Origin of the sequence: Paenarthrobacter sp. OM7 (assembly GCF_029873575.1) — a bacterium.
In the GTDB taxonomy this organism is placed as follows: domain Bacteria; phylum Actinomycetota; class Actinomycetes; order Actinomycetales; family Micrococcaceae; genus Arthrobacter.
Genome location: NZ_CP123579.1, coordinates 1,424,963 through 1,439,169, shown reverse-complemented (window position 1 = coordinate 1,439,169; position 14,207 = coordinate 1,424,963). Strand labels below are relative to the sequence as shown.

The 14,207-nt window shown below is 61.9% G+C and carries 22 protein-coding genes; 1 reads left to right on the top strand and 21 read right to left on the bottom strand.

Annotation, left to right across the window (positions count from 1 at the left end; translation table 11 throughout):
• Positions 1 to 37: 37 nt before the first annotated feature.
• Positions 38 to 235, top strand: coding sequence for a hypothetical protein (locus QEH68_RS06750; RefSeq protein ID WP_280627484.1), 198 nt, complete (start codon positions 38 to 40; stop codon positions 233 to 235).
• Here the strand turns inward: QEH68_RS06750 and QEH68_RS06745 are convergent.
• The 21 genes from QEH68_RS06745 to QEH68_RS06645 all read right to left on the bottom strand — a co-directional run bounded on the left by QEH68_RS06745 (position 232) and on the right by QEH68_RS06645 (position 14,149).
• A complete protein-coding gene (locus tag QEH68_RS06745; protein ID WP_280627483.1) occupies positions 232 to 450 on the bottom strand; it encodes a hypothetical protein in 219 nt (72 codons plus the stop codon). The genes QEH68_RS06750 and QEH68_RS06745 overlap by 4 nt on opposite strands.
• Before the next feature lie 89 nt (positions 451 to 539).
• Positions 540 to 1,193 carry a hypothetical protein gene (locus QEH68_RS06740; protein WP_280627482.1) on the bottom strand — a complete coding sequence of 218 codons (654 nt, stop codon included), beginning with the start codon at positions 1,191 to 1,193 and terminating at the stop codon, positions 540 to 542.
• 98 nt (positions 1,194 to 1,291) lie between these two features.
• The gene (locus tag QEH68_RS06735) at positions 1,292 to 1,813 is read right to left on the bottom strand and encodes a hypothetical protein (protein WP_280627481.1); all 522 of its coding nucleotides are present in this window, start codon (positions 1,811 to 1,813) and stop codon (positions 1,292 to 1,294) included.
• Positions 1,814 to 1,815: 2 nt separating this feature from the next.
• The gene (locus QEH68_RS06730) at positions 1,816 to 2,043 is read right to left on the bottom strand and encodes a hypothetical protein (protein ID WP_280627480.1); all 228 of its coding nucleotides are present in this window, start codon (positions 2,041 to 2,043) and stop codon (positions 1,816 to 1,818) included.
• Between the two features lie 45 nt (positions 2,044 to 2,088).
• A complete protein-coding gene (locus QEH68_RS06725; RefSeq protein ID WP_280627479.1) occupies positions 2,089 to 2,523 on the bottom strand; it encodes a hypothetical protein in 435 nt (144 codons plus the stop codon).
• Entirely contained in the window at positions 2,516 to 2,902 is a 387-nt protein-coding gene (locus QEH68_RS06720; protein ID WP_280627478.1) for a hypothetical protein, read from the bottom strand. The genes QEH68_RS06725 and QEH68_RS06720 overlap by 8 nt, the downstream gene beginning before the upstream one ends.
• 8 nt (positions 2,903 to 2,910) lie before the next feature.
• Entirely contained in the window at positions 2,911 to 3,312 is a 402-nt protein-coding gene (locus tag QEH68_RS06715) for a DUF6093 family protein (protein WP_280627477.1), read from the bottom strand.
• 1 nt (position 3,313) lies between these two features.
• A complete protein-coding gene (locus QEH68_RS06710) occupies positions 3,314 to 3,709 on the bottom strand; it encodes a hypothetical protein (RefSeq protein WP_280627476.1) in 396 nt (131 codons plus the stop codon).
• 15 nt (positions 3,710 to 3,724) lie between these two features.
• Positions 3,725 to 4,081 (bottom strand): hypothetical protein, encoded by a 357-nt coding sequence (locus QEH68_RS06705; protein WP_280627475.1) that lies wholly within the window; start codon positions 4,079 to 4,081, stop codon positions 3,725 to 3,727.
• Between the two features lie 18 nt (positions 4,082 to 4,099).
• Positions 4,100 to 5,044, bottom strand: coding sequence for a major capsid protein (locus tag QEH68_RS06700; protein ID WP_280627474.1), 945 nt, complete (start codon positions 5,042 to 5,044; stop codon positions 4,100 to 4,102).
• 52 nt (positions 5,045 to 5,096) lie between these two features.
• A complete protein-coding gene (locus QEH68_RS06695; protein WP_280627473.1) occupies positions 5,097 to 5,783 on the bottom strand; it encodes a hypothetical protein in 687 nt (228 codons plus the stop codon).
• Positions 5,784 to 5,841: 58 nt separating this feature from the next.
• Positions 5,842 to 7,095, bottom strand: a complete 1,254-nt coding sequence (locus tag QEH68_RS06690) for a hypothetical protein (RefSeq protein ID WP_280627472.1) — start codon at positions 7,093 to 7,095, stop codon at positions 5,842 to 5,844.
• On the bottom strand, positions 7,088 to 8,536 hold the full coding sequence (locus QEH68_RS06685) for a phage portal protein (protein WP_280627471.1): 1,449 nt from the start codon (positions 8,534 to 8,536) through the stop codon (positions 7,088 to 7,090). The genes QEH68_RS06690 and QEH68_RS06685 overlap by 8 nt, the downstream gene beginning before the upstream one ends.
• An 18-nt stretch (positions 8,537 to 8,554) precedes the next feature.
• Positions 8,555 to 10,306 carry a terminase TerL endonuclease subunit gene (locus tag QEH68_RS06680; RefSeq protein WP_280627470.1) on the bottom strand — a complete coding sequence of 584 codons (1,752 nt, stop codon included), beginning with the start codon at positions 10,304 to 10,306 and terminating at the stop codon, positions 8,555 to 8,557.
• Positions 10,281 to 10,880: a phage terminase small subunit P27 family gene (locus QEH68_RS06675; RefSeq protein WP_280627469.1), complete on the bottom strand. Its 600-nt coding sequence runs from the start codon at positions 10,878 to 10,880 to the stop codon at positions 10,281 to 10,283. The genes QEH68_RS06680 and QEH68_RS06675 overlap by 26 nt, the downstream gene beginning before the upstream one ends.
• 950 nt (positions 10,881 to 11,830) lie before the next feature.
• Positions 11,831 to 12,547, bottom strand: a complete 717-nt coding sequence (locus QEH68_RS06670) for a hypothetical protein (RefSeq protein WP_280627468.1) — start codon at positions 12,545 to 12,547, stop codon at positions 11,831 to 11,833.
• Positions 12,544 to 12,693 (bottom strand): hypothetical protein, encoded by a 150-nt coding sequence (locus QEH68_RS06665; RefSeq protein ID WP_280627467.1) that lies wholly within the window; start codon positions 12,691 to 12,693, stop codon positions 12,544 to 12,546. Before QEH68_RS06665 ends, QEH68_RS06670 begins: the two co-directional genes overlap by 4 nt.
• Positions 12,690 to 12,851: a hypothetical protein gene (locus QEH68_RS06660; RefSeq protein WP_280627466.1), complete on the bottom strand. Its 162-nt coding sequence runs from the start codon at positions 12,849 to 12,851 to the stop codon at positions 12,690 to 12,692. The genes QEH68_RS06665 and QEH68_RS06660 overlap by 4 nt, the downstream gene beginning before the upstream one ends.
• The gene (locus QEH68_RS06655) at positions 12,848 to 13,339 is read right to left on the bottom strand and encodes a hypothetical protein (protein ID WP_280627465.1); all 492 of its coding nucleotides are present in this window, start codon (positions 13,337 to 13,339) and stop codon (positions 12,848 to 12,850) included. Before QEH68_RS06655 ends, QEH68_RS06660 begins: the two co-directional genes overlap by 4 nt.
• The gene (locus QEH68_RS06650) at positions 13,336 to 13,728 is read right to left on the bottom strand and encodes a hypothetical protein (protein ID WP_280627464.1); all 393 of its coding nucleotides are present in this window, start codon (positions 13,726 to 13,728) and stop codon (positions 13,336 to 13,338) included. The genes QEH68_RS06655 and QEH68_RS06650 overlap by 4 nt, the downstream gene beginning before the upstream one ends.
• Entirely contained in the window at positions 13,709 to 14,149 is a 441-nt protein-coding gene (locus tag QEH68_RS06645; RefSeq protein ID WP_280627463.1) for a hypothetical protein, read from the bottom strand. The genes QEH68_RS06650 and QEH68_RS06645 overlap by 20 nt, the downstream gene beginning before the upstream one ends.
• Positions 14,150 to 14,207: the final 58 nt, after the last annotated feature.

The following is a 14,207-nucleotide window of genomic DNA, read 5'->3' as shown; positions in this document are numbered from 1 at the left end:
CTCCAGAGGCAATATTCAGTTGTGGTTAGATCAGGGCATGAGCGAACAAAAGAGCGGTAGCAAGCCCGGGCACATGCTGATCCGGGGAGGCGTCATTCTGGCCGTTTTGGGGGTAGTTCTCTTCGCAATGACTGCCGGCGCAGGCCAATCAAATCCAGGCATGTTGTTCGGTGCGCTGGTTGTTGGCCTGCTGCTGGTGATCGTTGGATATGTGAAGCGCGGAAGTAACCGCTAGGCCCAGCCGTCGGCTTCGTGCAGGGTGATCTTTTGCCCTGGGAAGGTCACCCTGTTCGTGTCTGCCCTCTTGGACTCCAGCGGCGCACAGCCATGGCAGATAACCTGGTCGTCGGCTTCGTGCCGGCCAACGTTGTGGTCCCCACGGGTCACTGAATGGTGCAGCCCGCAACCAGGACACAGGCCTTCTTCGTAGGCTGTGAGCGCCAGTGCCATGATGCGGTCCCTGTCCGTCCAGGTGCCGTCGTCCTTGCGCCCGCGAAGGACAGTCTGTGGGACTTTCCATTCGCGGGCCGTCCGGGCTTCTAGGAGGACATGACCCCATCGTCGGTCGGCGAGGGCTTCGACGATTTTGGGACTGCCACCTTGGGAGCTTCCACAGCGGCACGGCTGTAGGCCTGCTTGAGCAGACCCATCTGCGCTTCACCAACGGTCTTGGCCAGCTTGCGAGCCTGGGTAAGCGTAAGCTGCGGGGACACCACAGCCTTGGTGATGGTGCGAAGGTCCGCTTCCTTCCGGATAACTTCGTCAGCTGCCGTGTTGGCCATCGTCCGAACCATCGAGTTGATGTCATTGACTGCGCTGATTTCGAGACGCTTGCACTTCTCCCGAGCCTCGGCACGCGCAGCGGAGGCAGCCTTGTCGATGTCCTCTTTGATGTCCTTCTTGACCTGCTCCGTGATTTCTTCAAGCTCCTCGTCGTCGAGGAAGCTGACACGGAACACCATCTTGGACTGGTCCAGTTCGACGTAGAGGTCATCGATCTTGTCTTGCAGGTCCTTCCCAGGCGCTGAATCGCCCATGCTCCGGTCCTCGAAGGGAACTTCCGCGATCTGCCGGAGCTTGGCTTCGAGCTCGTCGATGTCGGCGAGGAGATCGTTGCGGGCGTAGAGGGTGACAGACCGTTCGGTGCGCTTGGCGCCGTCGAGCCAGTCGTCAAGATTCAGGGCTTCAGTCATGAAAACCTCCAAGGTTTTTCAAAGTGGTGGGGTCAAGGTTGAAGGGTGGAACGCCGGCCGGAGGGAACCTTGGAAAACCCTCCGGCCGGCTGACTTTGTTAGGACACAGCGACGATTGCGCGTTCGTCCACGAGGTCCTGCACTGAGAAGACCTGGCGGAACTTCTCGTAGCCGGCGCCGGATGGGGACAGCACCTGCGGGGTGTTGGTAAGGACCTGGAACACGCGGACCTCATCAGCGGCCGCGAGCGCCACTTCATGGGCCTTTTCGCCCTCCTCAATCTGGCCGATGCGCTCGACGAGGAAGCCACCGATGTTCTTGCCTGTGAACGTGGTCCAGGCGGTGTCATCGATGGCGTTCTTGAAGCGGAAGAAGTTCATGGCCGCTTCGTAGTTCGTCCGACCCGGGGCCGTCGAGTTCGAAGAAGCAGTCCAAGCCGGGTCGTTGATCGAGTCATCACTGGTGGCGCCCAGCGCGTAGTCTGCCGCGGTGATCAGCTGGGAGATGTCCTTGCCAGCTGTTACTTCCGAGATTTTCGGGGCGTGGTAGTTCGCGATGGAGGGAACCCACCAGAGACGCCGGTTCGCGTCAGTGAGCATTTTGGGGCCAAGCTGAGCCATGGCTACTTACCTGCTTTCTTGGAAGGGACTTCGGCGAGCCGGGGGAAACGTCCGTCCAGCCACGTTTCGGGGACGCTGTTGACCAGCTCCTCCTTGGTTTCTTTGTCGTAAACACGGACCCTCTTGCGCGGGTCGTGGGTGCGGCCCGGCACCTCGTCCGGGATAGCGGGATCAGCGGTGGCCTCAGTCGCGCCTGCGGCGGGCTCAGTCACCTGATTACGGGTTGCCATGATGGCCTCCTATTTGGTGGTGGCCCCGCAGGGCCGGTGGGTTTCCTAGCGAGCGGACACGAGGGTGAACTCGTCCACCGCGAATTGGGGATGCAAGCCGATGCCGGGGATAGTGACATCCCGGTCGGCGCGGATGTCCAACAGTTCCTCTTGGCGGAGGATGCCGCTGGACCAGCCCTGCACGACGAGCTTCTTGCCGTTGAGGGCTGTTCGGACGGCCTCCAGAACAATCAGCACGGAGTCGAACGTGAGCCCTGAGTAGGTGATCCTGAACCGCATTTCGCGGGTGTCCGGGTCGCCGTTCATGGCCTCGGTGGAATCCCTGCCCAGGTTGCCGCCCAGGACAATGAAGGGGTAGTCGTCGGCGTTCACTTCGCCGTCCGGGTTGCCCTCGGATGCTTCCCCTTCGGCGACGCCACGGAACCTTGTGAAGCCGTCAGGGAGGAGCGCTTCGAGTGCGTCGTAGTGGGCTTTACTCATTGAGTACCAACCCGGCGACTTCCAAGAGCGCCTTCTCGAACCGAGGGGCTTCTGCTTCCAACGCGTGGATTGGGTCTACCACGGTTCCGCCGCCGCCCTTGGACGAGCCGTAGAGCGCGATGCCCACCAGGGAGCCGAAGCCTTCCTGCTCAAGATACGGAGCAATGCTGCCCTCGATCCCGTCAGGGACGTCTTTCACCTTGTACCGGATGTTCCGGACCGCGCCTTCGAAGCTGGATCCGCGGAAGTTCTCCTGGATCTCTTTCTTGACGTTCAGGGAGCCCTTCTCAACAACCTTGCGGGTCTCGGGAACGATCTTCTTGGCTGCTTCCAGGAACTCTTCGCCAAGCTTGTCGAAGTCGGAAGCATCTACAGTCATGCCGGCCATTAGAGAACCTCCACGACTCGGCAGCGCTGGGCTGTTGCTTGGGACTGGTTGAAGAGCTCTTCAACTCGGAAGACTCGGCCAACGAGATGCTCATCCATCTCTGATGCAGTGGACGTCACCATGTCGCCAACCTTGAATGGCCCGGAACCTACAGGCGTGTCCCAGCGGATGCCCTGCTCTGTGAAGACGTGCTCGCCGGCTACCTTGGTGTTGGCTTGCGCCTGTGACTGCTTGAACCGACATTTGCCCGTGTAGACCTGCGTTGAAGCGCGTGTGACCTTGCCGGTTGCTGGATCGGTAACCGACTTGGCCCCGGGCCGGACCACCACGCAGGCGTCCTTCATAAGTTCCTCGGTGTCCGCTCTTGCTTCGAGCAGGTCCGAAGTGTCGAAGAAACCCATGTCAGCCTCCGAGGGACACGACGTACATGCCGTACTCCGGGGCTTCGCGCGGTGGCGTGAGCAGCCGGCGCTCGTTGTCGTTGAGGTACATCTCACCGGTGGACACCGAGGAGTCGAAGGTGAGTGTTTTGGTCCAGTCGTCAGCGGACTTGCTGATCGACCTTGCGCTGTCCTCGTTCTTTAACACCCTGATGATCATGGAAGTCATGACATCTTTGACGGTTTCCCGACTGATCAAGTTGGCGTCAAGGTGCTCCTCGACGCTCAGCCCCGGTTCAGCGAGGATAAGCCGCCAAGCCTTGCCGGACTTGCCCTCAACCGTTGCGGCTTGGGCGGCGGTGAGAGGGCGCCATTCGCTCTCGATGTCACTCTGCTCGACTACGACAGCTTCAGCCATGACGCCCTCCCCTGCCTATTCCTTGATCTTTGTTTCGCCGGTGTCGATGTTCCGGATGACCGTGACCACTTCGCCGTCAGGCTTGGTGGCCTCGTATTCCTCCGTGCGGGCCTTCGCCTTGGAACGGGTCGAGGGCTTGGGCTGCTCCGGGGCGGGCTGCACGGCGTTCACCGTGCCCACCTTCAGTGCTTCCTCGTCAGGCTGCGGCGGCACGGACACGGCCTGTTCGGTCGGGTCCGTGGTGTCCGCCGGGCCGTCACCCGGTGCGGTGACGGAGGGCTTGGTCACGTCGCTATCCAGCGTCGTGGTTCCCTCGGTCTGCTCTTCCGTCACCTTTTCTGCGACGGCCTTGCGCTGTGCTGCAGTTGCCATGATTGGTTCCTTCCTTGCTTAGGAGTTGAGGACGCCGCGGAGGCGGGCCGCTGCCTTGCCACCGAACGTGGCGAGACCGCAGTAGAACTCGATGCGGGTACGGAACGCCGGCTTCTCCTGCAGCTGGCCAAGGTCATCGACCATGACGCCACCGTTGGTGAGGCCGGTAACCGCCTGGTCACCCTCGTCGTCGCCGAACTTCACGGCGTAGATGGAGGACGCTGCGCTCGAGGAGCCCTGGGTTTCGTTCTGGCCCAGGATCTGCGCACCAGCTGCGGTATCACCCGGGTCCAGCACCGGGATGCCGTTGTAGGTGAGCACACGCTTGTTGGTCAGGTCCTCCTTGATGAAGTCCGCGCCACCGAGGCGACGCAGAGTGGAGGTGATCTTGCCCAGCAGCGCGGAGTTGGCGTAGATAGCGCCGTTCGTGCTGTTGATGCCAGGCACCTGTCCGAGCAGCGCGTCCAGCGCGTCGAGGAAGTCGTGACCAGCAGTGACGATGCCCATGCCGTTGGTGCCGGCGTCGAGTACCTGCGAGCCGATGAGGCGCTTCTTGAGTCCATCGAAGCCCTTGGGGTCCACGGTGACGTCACCGTTGAAGAAGGCATCCTGGAACTTGTAGGAAGCGGCCTTGACCTTCATCGCAGTCTGGACTGCGCGCTGGTCGTTGACGTTGCCGCGGGTCTGGGTGATGAAGCGGTCCACGTCCGCGTCGCCACCGAGGATGACCAGCGATTCAGTTGCCTGGACAACCGTGCCGGTGGACTCGGTGTAGGCCTCGTTGACCGAACGGAACGCGACGCCGGGAAGGGTGGCTTCCTTGTTGTACGCGTAGGCATTGCCCTGGATCGGCATGAGGGGCAGCCGGTCGAGGATGGGAGAGGCCTGCACGAACGTCTCGATGACGCCGCGCTGCAGCTCGTTCTGGGACAGAACTGCTGCCTGTGCAAGGGTGACAGCCATGATGGCTCCTTATCTTTTTTAGGGTTGCCCGCAGGCTGTCGCCTTCGGGGAGTTATTTGGAGGTTGCCGCGTAAGCCGAAGCCATACGGCCCAAGCCGGGGGTGGCGTTACTTACGTCAGAGCCGCGGTGCCCGGCGCCGGGAACTTCTCCGGGTCGGTTGGAACCGAACTTCTTCTTGAAGTCGTCGGCGTCCGCTTCGATCTCTTCCTTGGTGGTGCCGCGGAGTCGCTCCGCTGCTTCAAGGTCGAGGCCCTTGGCGGCTGCTACCTGGTAGCGCAGGATGATGGACGCCTGCGAGGAAATGGTGCTGTCCTTCTCGCGGTCCGACTTTTCAAGCTCAGTGAATCGCTCGTTGCGCTTGTCGTCGTCAGACTTGGTGGCGTCCTCCAGCTCCTTGATGCGTTTCTGAGCTGTGCTGAGGTCCGACTCTGCCTTAGTGCGAGCATCGCGCTCAGCCTTCAGTGCCTTCTTGCCGCCTTCGCCCAGCTGCTCATCGCCGCCTTGGCCGTCGCCCGCGCCGGTTCCTGCACCATCCCCAGCGCCCGTTCCGGCGCCAGCACCGTCACCGCTTCCTCCATCACCCGATCCACCGTCCCCGCCTGCGCCGGCTTCCATGACCGCGTTGCCAAAGGTCTTGAAGTGGTGGGCGAAGAGCTTGTCGAGCCCGCCGGGTGCGTAGGGGTCGATGCCGTGGATGGTGGGCTTGAACGGTGCGGTGATTGCGTTCAGTTTGGACATTGTGATGGTTCTCCTCATCGCGAGGTAAGACCCGTCAGCCTCGCGCTGTCGGGTTGGTCTATTTAGTGGGCGCCATGGAGCGCCGTGCCGTGAGTTTCGCTACCGCGTCACCGTTGAGGATGATGTTGCGGAAATCGTTCTCGACGGCGGCGGCCAGCTCGGGGGTGAGCTTGCCTCTGCCGTACGGGTTGCGGCCTGCTTTGACGGCGTCCCAGTTCGCCTGGGCATCGAAGGCTCTGCGTTCCGCGGCCGTCATGGTGGCCCGGTTTCCGGGATCCCGGGTGCCGGCTTCCCTGGCGGACAGGATGGACTCTCGTGCGCCGACGCGGGTTCCTCCGCGGCCCATCTGGCCGAAGCCTTCACGGTCACCGCGGATGACACCGCCCGGCTGTTGCCCGCCTGGCAGGACGTAGCCGTTGCGTTCCAGCAGCTTGAGGGCTTCCTCGCGGCTGCCTGCCCGCTCGTAGATGGCCTCCGGCGTGAGTCGTCGTTGTTGGCCGCTGCTGCTGCGGAAGTTACCTTGGCGGCTGGTTCCCTCCGTGGTCACCCCCCCGGGCTTCATCCCGCGGCGTGCGTTAACCACTTGGTAGATGTCCGCGCCGTCGTTGATGGCCTTGGCTTCAGCTTTCCCGAACTGCTTCTCCTGCTGGTCTGGAGGAAGCGAACGGAAGTACTCGTAAGGGTCGGTGGTCAGATCCTCGGCGACGTCTTCCCTTGAGGGGATGTGTTTGCAGTCGCAGCGCGGATGCCGGTTGAATCCGGCGTTCCAGCGGTAGAAGCGTCCGGCGAGGACGGCACAGCGGGAGCAGCTGGGCGGGACCAGCATCCGCGTGTAGCCGATGCCTTTGCGGACGGCGATATCGACGCTCGCGGCCGCTCTGCCGGTGTCGGCGACGACGGTGCGGGTGATGATGTCCAGATGGGACCGGCCTATCTGGAGCGCCCGGGCCGGCTCAACGCCCTTGGCGATGTACTCCTTGACTTTCGTCACTGGCGAGTACAGCAGGGATTCGAGGCTGCGCCCGTCCGGTGCTACGCCTGCGAATGCCGCTGGATCAATGAACGCTGACGGCGCCTGGTACATGCCTTGCTCCGCGAGCGCTTCCGCTGAGTACGTTGAAGCGGAGGTGGCCGCTTCAAGCTGCAGTTGCGCCATGGCGACAGCGAGGCCGGTTACTGCGTTGTCCCAGGAACCACCAATGTCACCGGCGGCGATCCTGCGCCACGCGGACCGGCCAGCGGTGAGAGCCAACAGGCCAAGGCGGCGGCTGAGTTCGTCATGCGCCACGACGGCGCTGGGAACTTCAGGCATTGAACGCCACCTTGTCTGCTATTTCTCTCACCGCCTGGTCCGCTTGCTCGCGTTCCTTGTCGGAGTTGGTCACCCATGCGTCAACCTTCGGCGGGGTCGCGCCGGGAAGGGTGGCCCATGCGTCCTTGCGGGACATGCCGGAAGCGATGAGCTTCTGGATGCCGTCCACGATTTGGGCGAAGGACCGGATTTCGGTGTCAGCCCAGATGACCTCGGATGCGACGTCCTCGTAGGATTCGCCGCGGGCCCGGTTGGCGAGGCGCATGACCTTTTCGACGCCTTCACCAGCTGCGGTTTGCACGTCCTTGACGAGCGACTGGAACGTTGATTCCGCGCCGGCCATACCGTCACCGGACAGATTCGCGAGCTTGTCCATGGCGTACTGCGGCGGGATCTGCGCGTTAGCGAAGAAGTCACCCAGGAACTGCTGCAGGACCTTGATGTAGTTGTCGAGGTTGGACTCTGGAAGGTCAAAGACCTTGGTGTCCACGCCGGGGAAGATCAGAGCACGGTCCACACCGATTCGTCCTGGGGAGTTCAGGACCGGCTGTTGCAGCCCGTTCGCGTCCAGGATCGGTGTTCCGTTGGAATCGACTTTGACCATTGGTGCGCCGTTGCGATCCCGGACAACAGGGTCGAAGCCCGTGAAGACGCGCTGCCGGTACGCCGAGAACTGCATGGCCAGCAGGGTGTTGAACCGGATCGTGTTGATGCTGTCCTGCTGCGGCATGAGCTTCGTGATGGCTGGCCGTGGCTTGCCGTCGGAGTCCACGTTGAAGTCGAAGTTCACGAACGGGATGTCGTCCAGGTTGTGATCGCCGGCGTCGCGGTAATTCCACATCCCGCCGCCGGCACGTGCGAATTTCATCCACGTGTTGTGATCGTAGACGTAGGCGACCTCCTCAGTCCCGACAGGCTGGAAGCTGGCGGGGAGGATCAGCCCCGATGGCGCCGGCGCTTGGACCTTGAGCACTTTCACCGCAAACAAAGGCGAGAACGGGTCTTCAGGATCAGGTTCGATCCATACCCGCTTGGCGTTCTCAGGCCGGATCTTCGGCGACTTAGGGTTCTTCAGGTTCGGCGTCACGGACATGATGCCGCGCCCGTGGACGAACATCTCCTGATAGACGATGACCTGCCGGGAATCCAGCATGTTGGGCTGCCAGATTTCGTTCCAGGCTGTCAGGTCAGCCTTGCCTTCGCGTCCGGTCCGGAAACCGTCAGCCTGCAAACGCTGGATCGGTGCCTTCATGGCCAATTCAAGGACGTTCGCGAGCGACATCTTCTGTAACGCCAGGTACTCGAAGTTCACACCTTCAGGCGCGAACGGGAGGTCCTGTTCGCCTTCGAGGTAGTTCTGCCGGCGTTCCCACTCCGGCTTCTGCTTACTCAGCTCATGAACGCCTTTTTCGAGCCAGCGACGGGCGACATCCTGCTCCACGTAACCACCTCGATTGCTCTAGTTGAAGCCATACATTGCATTGGAAATTTGAGGAGCGTTGTCTTTCTTGGCGACGCGAAGGCGTCCGTCAAGGCCGGTCACGGCAGCTTGGATGCCGTCGATGCGGGTGACGCTCTTTTGCCGGTCAGGTTTGACTGGCCGGATGTTGTCGAGGCCGTCGTTCTTGACCTCAACCACGGACGCCATCCACCTAGTTACCGGGTTCTGCTGGATCCTGACGGACTTGGCACCGATGAGGCGTTCCACTTCCTTGCAGGCAGGCGAGAGACCCATGAAGGTCTGCGCTACCGGGGCGATGTCCACGCCCATCAGTTCCTCATCAAGGTCCTGCACGAGCTGGCCGGCGAACATGCGGTCGTAGGAGACGCGCTGCATGTCGTAGTGGTGGCAGTCGCCAATGGCTTTTGCCTTGACGGAGGAGTAGTCGATGACGTCGCCCTCAGTCGCGGTCACGAAACCTTGGTCGATCCATTCCTGCAACGGCACCATGAGCTGTTTCTCAAGGGCCTCGACTCGCTCGCCTGGCACCCAATAGTGGGTGAGCAGCTCAAGCTCGTGGCCCGGTGCGCGGGATTCAACCCATACAGCCCATGCCGTGAAGTCGGAGACCGCTGACAGGTCCAAGCCGGCCCAGGCGCGGCGTCCACGCAGGGAAGCGCGGTCAACGTCGCCCATCAGGTTGTCAACCTTGTTCAGGTCAAGCCAACGGGTCTGCGAGCGCATGCGCAGATTCAGGGACAAACGGCAATACGTCGGGAAGTACGTCGGCGAGGACTGCGCTTTCAGTGCTTCACGCTGCAAGTACGCCTTGGTGGGCGACTTGCCGTAGCCCGGGTTGGCTTTCTTCTGCGTAGCTTCGGAGAACGGGTCGTCGGTTTCGGCTGCGGCCCAAATGACGCCATAGTGGGCGGGGTCTTTGACGATGCCGTTGGCGACATTGCGGGTGTAGACGTGTTTTTCGTCGTAGATCGTGCCCTCTTCCGCTTCGTCAGCGGTAGTGATGAACACGATGAGCGGCTGGTCACGCGCGCCGACGCCGGTTTCTATGGCTTCTACCAGGGCACGGCGGAGTTTGAGGGTATGCACCTCGTCGATGGTTGCTGCGGAAACGTTCAAGCCGTGCGCGGTTTCCGCGACCCGGGACAGAACGCGGAGGATGCTACCGGTCTTGGGGACGCGGACAACGTCCTTGAGTGGCTCGATACGTTTGGCAGCTGCACGAGAAGTCTGGAGCATGCGCTTGGCATCTTCGAACACGCGGCCGGCCTGCAGCGCGGAACCTGCCGCGTTGTAAACCTCGGCGCCAGCCTCACCGTCAGCGAGGAGCATGACGCCGGAGATAGCTGAGGTGAGGGTGGACTTTCCGTTTTTACGCGGAATTTCGATCCACACGGTCCGGATGACGCGGACAACGAGGTCGCTCTCGGCGTCGTAGTAGACCCAGCCAAAGACGGGGGCCATGATCCAGACTGCCTGCCACGGGTCCAGGCCTTCGCCCAGTTTCATGTGCAGACCGGCCCACCGGCCCTTGGTGTGCTTGAAGGCGCCGATCGCGCGGAGCGCCTTGCGTGCCCGTTCCACGTCGAACCAGGCGTCCGGGTGCTGGTCTGCCTGGAAGCCGATGATGAGCGGGTGCCGTTCGGCGCCGTCCATGATCTGCTCGTGGGTCATGCCCAGCTCAACCAGGGCCTCGTAAGGCACCGGGAGCTGGTCGAGCAGTTCCTTAGTCGAACGGATCGTCGTCGTCATCGTCGTCCTTCCGAGACGGGACACCCGTCCGGGCAGAAGGAGACAAGCCGAGCTCACGGATGTAGGTCTTGAACTGAGTGCGGTAGGCGGTGGCCACCGTCGTCAAAGGGTTCCGGCACGGTCCGCGCTGGCCCTCAACGATCAGGCCTTCCCGGCTGATCTGCCGTTCGCACCATTCCAGGCGAGCGATGCAGACGCAGAGATCCACGACGGTGGCGAAGTCGAGGTTTCCCAGGCCAACGGACACTTTCAGGATAGGAACGACACGGTTCCACTCTTCAGCTGCGCGTTTCTGGCTGAATTTTGCGGCCTCCGCGGCCAGCTTGCGGCGCGTCCACCGGTCAAGGTCCCACTCATACATGGCGAGGAGCTTCTGGAATTCCTCGAAGCTGGAAGTGTCGTTGAGTTTCGGCTTGGCCGGCTTGCGTCCAACCAGTCCTGTTGGGAATTCCGCGGCCCAGTCGGGCTCGTCGAAGGTGGCCGGCGGAACGACGATGCTTTCCGGAATCGGACGCTTCGAGGGGTTGCCCTCACGGACGATTTGCAGGGCTGGTTTTCGGGCCGGACCAGGCATGAAAAACCTCCCTGATCAAAAAGCTCTATCCTGCGGCAGTAGGAAAAACCCTCCCCGGCGGTCCGGCAAGGGCGGGGGCGGAGGGGTCACCCCCCACCCCCTGAGCGCCCTAGAAGGGCGGCGGTGGCGGTACTTGCTGTCGATGTGATTTGAGGCCAGCAGCGCGCCTATTGCATCGTGCTGCGTGCTCAGGTCCTCGGTACTTGGTGCGGTCGTTGTCGTCGTGCCCTAGGTCCCATGCTTGGCCCTTGAGGATCAGCTCATCGCAACGCCAGCACTTAATAGAACCGGTGGCAACTGATGGTGCCCACTGTCTACGGAGTTGGTCGTGCTTACGGTCGTACCCTCGCTGTTGCCTGCTGCCTCGCTGCTGTTCGTGCTGCTGCCCGTGCTTGGTGCAGCGTCGCTGCCCTGGTTCCAGTAGCTCTGGGCATCCGGGGGTGGGGCATGGCTTGCGTGGTGCGTGTGGCATGTCAGTCGTGCCGTGCCGGTTCGGGCTGTGGGTTGGTGCACTTGGCGTCCGGGTCTGCCACGGTGTGGTTGCCGCACTTGGGGCAGGGCATGTCCTGCTTTGGTTTGCTGGCCATGGCGTACTCCTCAGTCAGTGGAATGGGTGAGGCCCGACTGCTATGGGGAACAGTCGGGCCTCGGTGCCTGTGGAAGAGACAGGCTTTGTATCTCATGGAGGGATCTCTTGGTATCCCCGTGGACTGGCAGGGCTTCGAACCCTGCTGGAGCCAACACGTCCCACGTGCTTTCGCGGTGTGGGGTTCTCGCAGTCCTGCCGTCACTCACGCTTTGGTGGTCATGAGGTGACGCGCTATTCAGTTGTCGTCAGCACCTTCGGCAACTTCCCCAGCAACCTGAAAAAGGTATGGCTCGACGTGCTTCTAGGGTAACTTATCCACAGCCTGTTTGCATCCCTGTGGGTTAGTAAGTGCGCGTGTCGGTTAGCTGGCGTTCTGGAGCTGAGCAAGGATAGCCAGATGCTGCCTTCGTTCTTCGGCGTGGGCGATGCGCTTGGCCAACCATTCCCATTCGTGGAACGGCCAGGCTGGCATGTTGCGATGCCACGTCCCGCACACCTCTTGGGCTGGCTCGCACACCCCTGACTCACATCTGATGATTGGCTGTCCGTTGCCCTCGGGTCCGATGAGTCGGACGTAGAGGCTGGGCTGGTCGCACCATGGGCAGTCGGTCTTGAGTCGCTGGCCCACTCCGATTTCGGAGAAGTGGTGCACGAGGCCGGCGCGCAGCCTGGCGACTTCATCTTGAACTGTCTCACCCAGCTCGGGCAGAAGCTCGTCCACATTTGCGCGCACGTATCGGATGAGGAGCAGAGGGTCATCGTAGCGATGGCGTGCAGCGCGGATGATGACGGCGTGGTGTTGGAGCTCTTCGGCCATGGCGCGGGCGAGCCTGACCATGGTGGCGGTGAGGTCGATGGCGCGGTCCAGCGCGTCGAGGTGTATGGGTGCCGGTGATTCGCCGAGGGTGAAGGCGCCCCGCTCCAGCTTCTCCAGTCGGGCCAGCTCGTCCAGGCGTCCGCGCTGCTCAAGGGTGAGGGTTGGTTCGCGCCATGGCTTGGGTGTGCCGCGGTGCATCGTGGCTCGGAGGTCTGACCAGCGGTCATAGATCCAGTCCAGATCTTCGGTGACGGTTCTCATCGAGGCTTCCTTCCGTTGTGGATCAGTGGCTTGCATGGTCGGACCTTCACCTTGAAGCTGCGTAGCGCCTGGGTGGCCTGTTCCATCGCTGCTACGAAAGCACCGACCTCCAACTCGATGCGGATCTGGACGGGGCTCTTGCTCACTTGTCCTCCTTGTAGATGTAGCTGGTCTGCAGGGATTGCACCTGGTGCTTGGTCGAGTACTTCTCGATCGCTTTCCAGAGGGCGTTGAAGAACTTGTCGGCCTTGCCTTCTTTGGGCTGGCAGTCGATAGTGACAATGATCTTCCTGAGCTGGCTCATGCTGCGTTCCTTTCGCGGGTGTCGCTGGTGAGGACGGCGAGCGCGTAGGCCTGCCAGATGTCAGAGGCGAATCCGTAGAACCAGCCAGGGTTCGCCTTGGTGCCTTTGCCGCGGTTGGGCTCTCCGCAGGCGAAGCGGTCGATGAGTGCTTGAATGATGTTGGCGTCTTTGGCGCTGGTGCTGTTGCAGTGGTGCAGCTTCACTTCGCGACGGTAGACCAATTCATAGTCGGCTAAATCGGCGACTCGATTGCTGTGGTGCTGGATGAAACGGCCGATCCAGACGCAGGTGTCGAAGACCTCTTTGCCGACGGCCATGCCGTACGAGGCGATCATCTCGATGCTGAGGTGGTCGTAGCTGGTGACCCTGATGAGGTCAAGTACTTCCACGTTGGGGATCTTGCCAACCTTGATGGGCCGGCACGTGCCTGGCTCGATCAGCGCGAAGCCGGAGTGGGTGTTGCCTGGGTCGATAGCGAGGAGGCTCACTTGCTGGCTCCGTTCTTGCGGTCATGGATGTTCTGGACAAGTCGCTGGCCTTCGAGGTCGTTGACCATGCTGTCGATATTGCGGAGCGCTGGTTTGAGGTCAGCTTCAGGCAGGCCAGCCTTCGCGAGCTCTACCGCTGCGTCACTTGCCAGGGGAATGTAGCGCTGCGGGAAGTTCTTGAAGTCTTCCTCGTGCCGGTAGACGTGCTCCGTGGATTCGGGTGCGCTTTCGAAGTTGATGTCCATTTTGGTCCTGCCACCTTCGAGGTCCTCGCTCGTCACCCCCTTGGCTACGAAGGTCAGTTGCTCGTCGCAGAACGGGCACTTCTGCTGGATGGTGTTGTTGACCATGACGATCGTCTCGCCCTGGCTAGAAGTCTGGTTCTGCATTGGGTGTCTCCTTGGTGGTTGGTCGTTGGATGAAGCCTGGGAATCTTGCGCCGCATTGGTGGGCTGGGATGACTGTGCGGCCTTTGTGGTCTGGCGGGCGTGGCCCGTACTTGTGGGCGTCTCGCCTGTCGTTGAGCTCGTAGGCCTGTCCTCGTGGTTTGAGGGTGAAGGTTGGCCGGCCGATGATCATGCAGGCAAGTTCCTGGAGCGGGGAAAGCGGGGTGGGGTCTGCGGTGACCATGCCGGCGCACATGTCTGCGTCCATCCCGTGGAGGGTGAGTTCTTTGCAGGTGGTGCAGCGTTGCCAGCGCGCGGCCCGGAAACCGCCGGTCTTGTTTTCGAGGAGCTGTTTGAGCCAGTCGTCTTTCCCTGGCGTGCGTGTGGTGCGCTTCGGCGTGGAGAAGAGAGCTGCCTGGTTCATTTTTCGGTTCGCCCTAACCGAGTGACGCTAGTGACATGGTTTTCGTTGAACCGGACCG

What these genes read in the sequence shown, in the direction of transcription:
- QEH68_RS06750 (WP_280627484.1), top strand. Translation starts at nt 38, where the DNA reads ATGAGCGAACAAAAGAGCGGTAGCAAGCCCGGGCACATGCTGATCCGG.
- QEH68_RS06745 (WP_280627483.1), bottom strand. Translation starts at nt 450, where the DNA reads ATGGCACTGGCGCTCACAGCCTACGAAGAAGGCCTGTGTCCTGGTTGC.
- QEH68_RS06740 (WP_280627482.1), bottom strand. Translation starts at nt 1,193, where the DNA reads ATGACTGAAGCCCTGAATCTTGACGACTGGCTCGACGGCGCCAAGCGC.
- QEH68_RS06735 (WP_280627481.1), bottom strand. Translation starts at nt 1,813, where the DNA reads ATGGCTCAGCTTGGCCCCAAAATGCTCACTGACGCGAACCGGCGTCTC.
- QEH68_RS06730 (WP_280627480.1), bottom strand. Translation starts at nt 2,043, where the DNA reads ATGGCAACCCGTAATCAGGTGACTGAGCCCGCCGCAGGCGCGACTGAG.
- QEH68_RS06725 (WP_280627479.1), bottom strand. Translation starts at nt 2,523, where the DNA reads ATGAGTAAAGCCCACTACGACGCACTCGAAGCGCTCCTCCCTGACGGC.
- QEH68_RS06720 (WP_280627478.1), bottom strand. Translation starts at nt 2,902, where the DNA reads ATGACTGTAGATGCTTCCGACTTCGACAAGCTTGGCGAAGAGTTCCTG.
- QEH68_RS06715 (WP_280627477.1), bottom strand. Translation starts at nt 3,312, where the DNA reads ATGGGTTTCTTCGACACTTCGGACCTGCTCGAAGCAAGAGCGGACACC.
- QEH68_RS06710 (WP_280627476.1), bottom strand. Translation starts at nt 3,709, where the DNA reads ATGGCTGAAGCTGTCGTAGTCGAGCAGAGTGACATCGAGAGCGAATGG.
- QEH68_RS06705 (WP_280627475.1), bottom strand. Translation starts at nt 4,081, where the DNA reads ATGGCAACTGCAGCACAGCGCAAGGCCGTCGCAGAAAAGGTGACGGAA.
- QEH68_RS06700 (WP_280627474.1), bottom strand. Translation starts at nt 5,044, where the DNA reads ATGGCTGTCACCCTTGCACAGGCAGCAGTTCTGTCCCAGAACGAGCTG.
- QEH68_RS06695 (WP_280627473.1), bottom strand. Translation starts at nt 5,783, where the DNA reads ATGTCCAAACTGAACGCAATCACCGCACCGTTCAAGCCCACCATCCAC.
- QEH68_RS06690 (WP_280627472.1), bottom strand. Translation starts at nt 7,095, where the DNA reads ATGCCTGAAGTTCCCAGCGCCGTCGTGGCGCATGACGAACTCAGCCGC.
- QEH68_RS06680 (WP_280627470.1), bottom strand. Translation starts at nt 10,306, where the DNA reads ATGACGACGACGATCCGTTCGACTAAGGAACTGCTCGACCAGCTCCCG.
- QEH68_RS06675 (WP_280627469.1), bottom strand. Translation starts at nt 10,880, where the DNA reads ATGCCTGGTCCGGCCCGAAAACCAGCCCTGCAAATCGTCCGTGAGGGC.
- QEH68_RS06670 (WP_280627468.1), bottom strand. Translation starts at nt 12,547, where the DNA reads ATGAGAACCGTCACCGAAGATCTGGACTGGATCTATGACCGCTGGTCA.
- QEH68_RS06660 (WP_280627466.1), bottom strand. Translation starts at nt 12,851, where the DNA reads ATGAGCCAGCTCAGGAAGATCATTGTCACTATCGACTGCCAGCCCAAA.
- QEH68_RS06650 (WP_280627464.1), bottom strand. Translation starts at nt 13,728, where the DNA reads ATGCAGAACCAGACTTCTAGCCAGGGCGAGACGATCGTCATGGTCAAC.
- QEH68_RS06645 (WP_280627463.1), bottom strand. Translation starts at nt 14,149, where the DNA reads ATGAACCAGGCAGCTCTCTTCTCCACGCCGAAGCGCACCACACGCACG.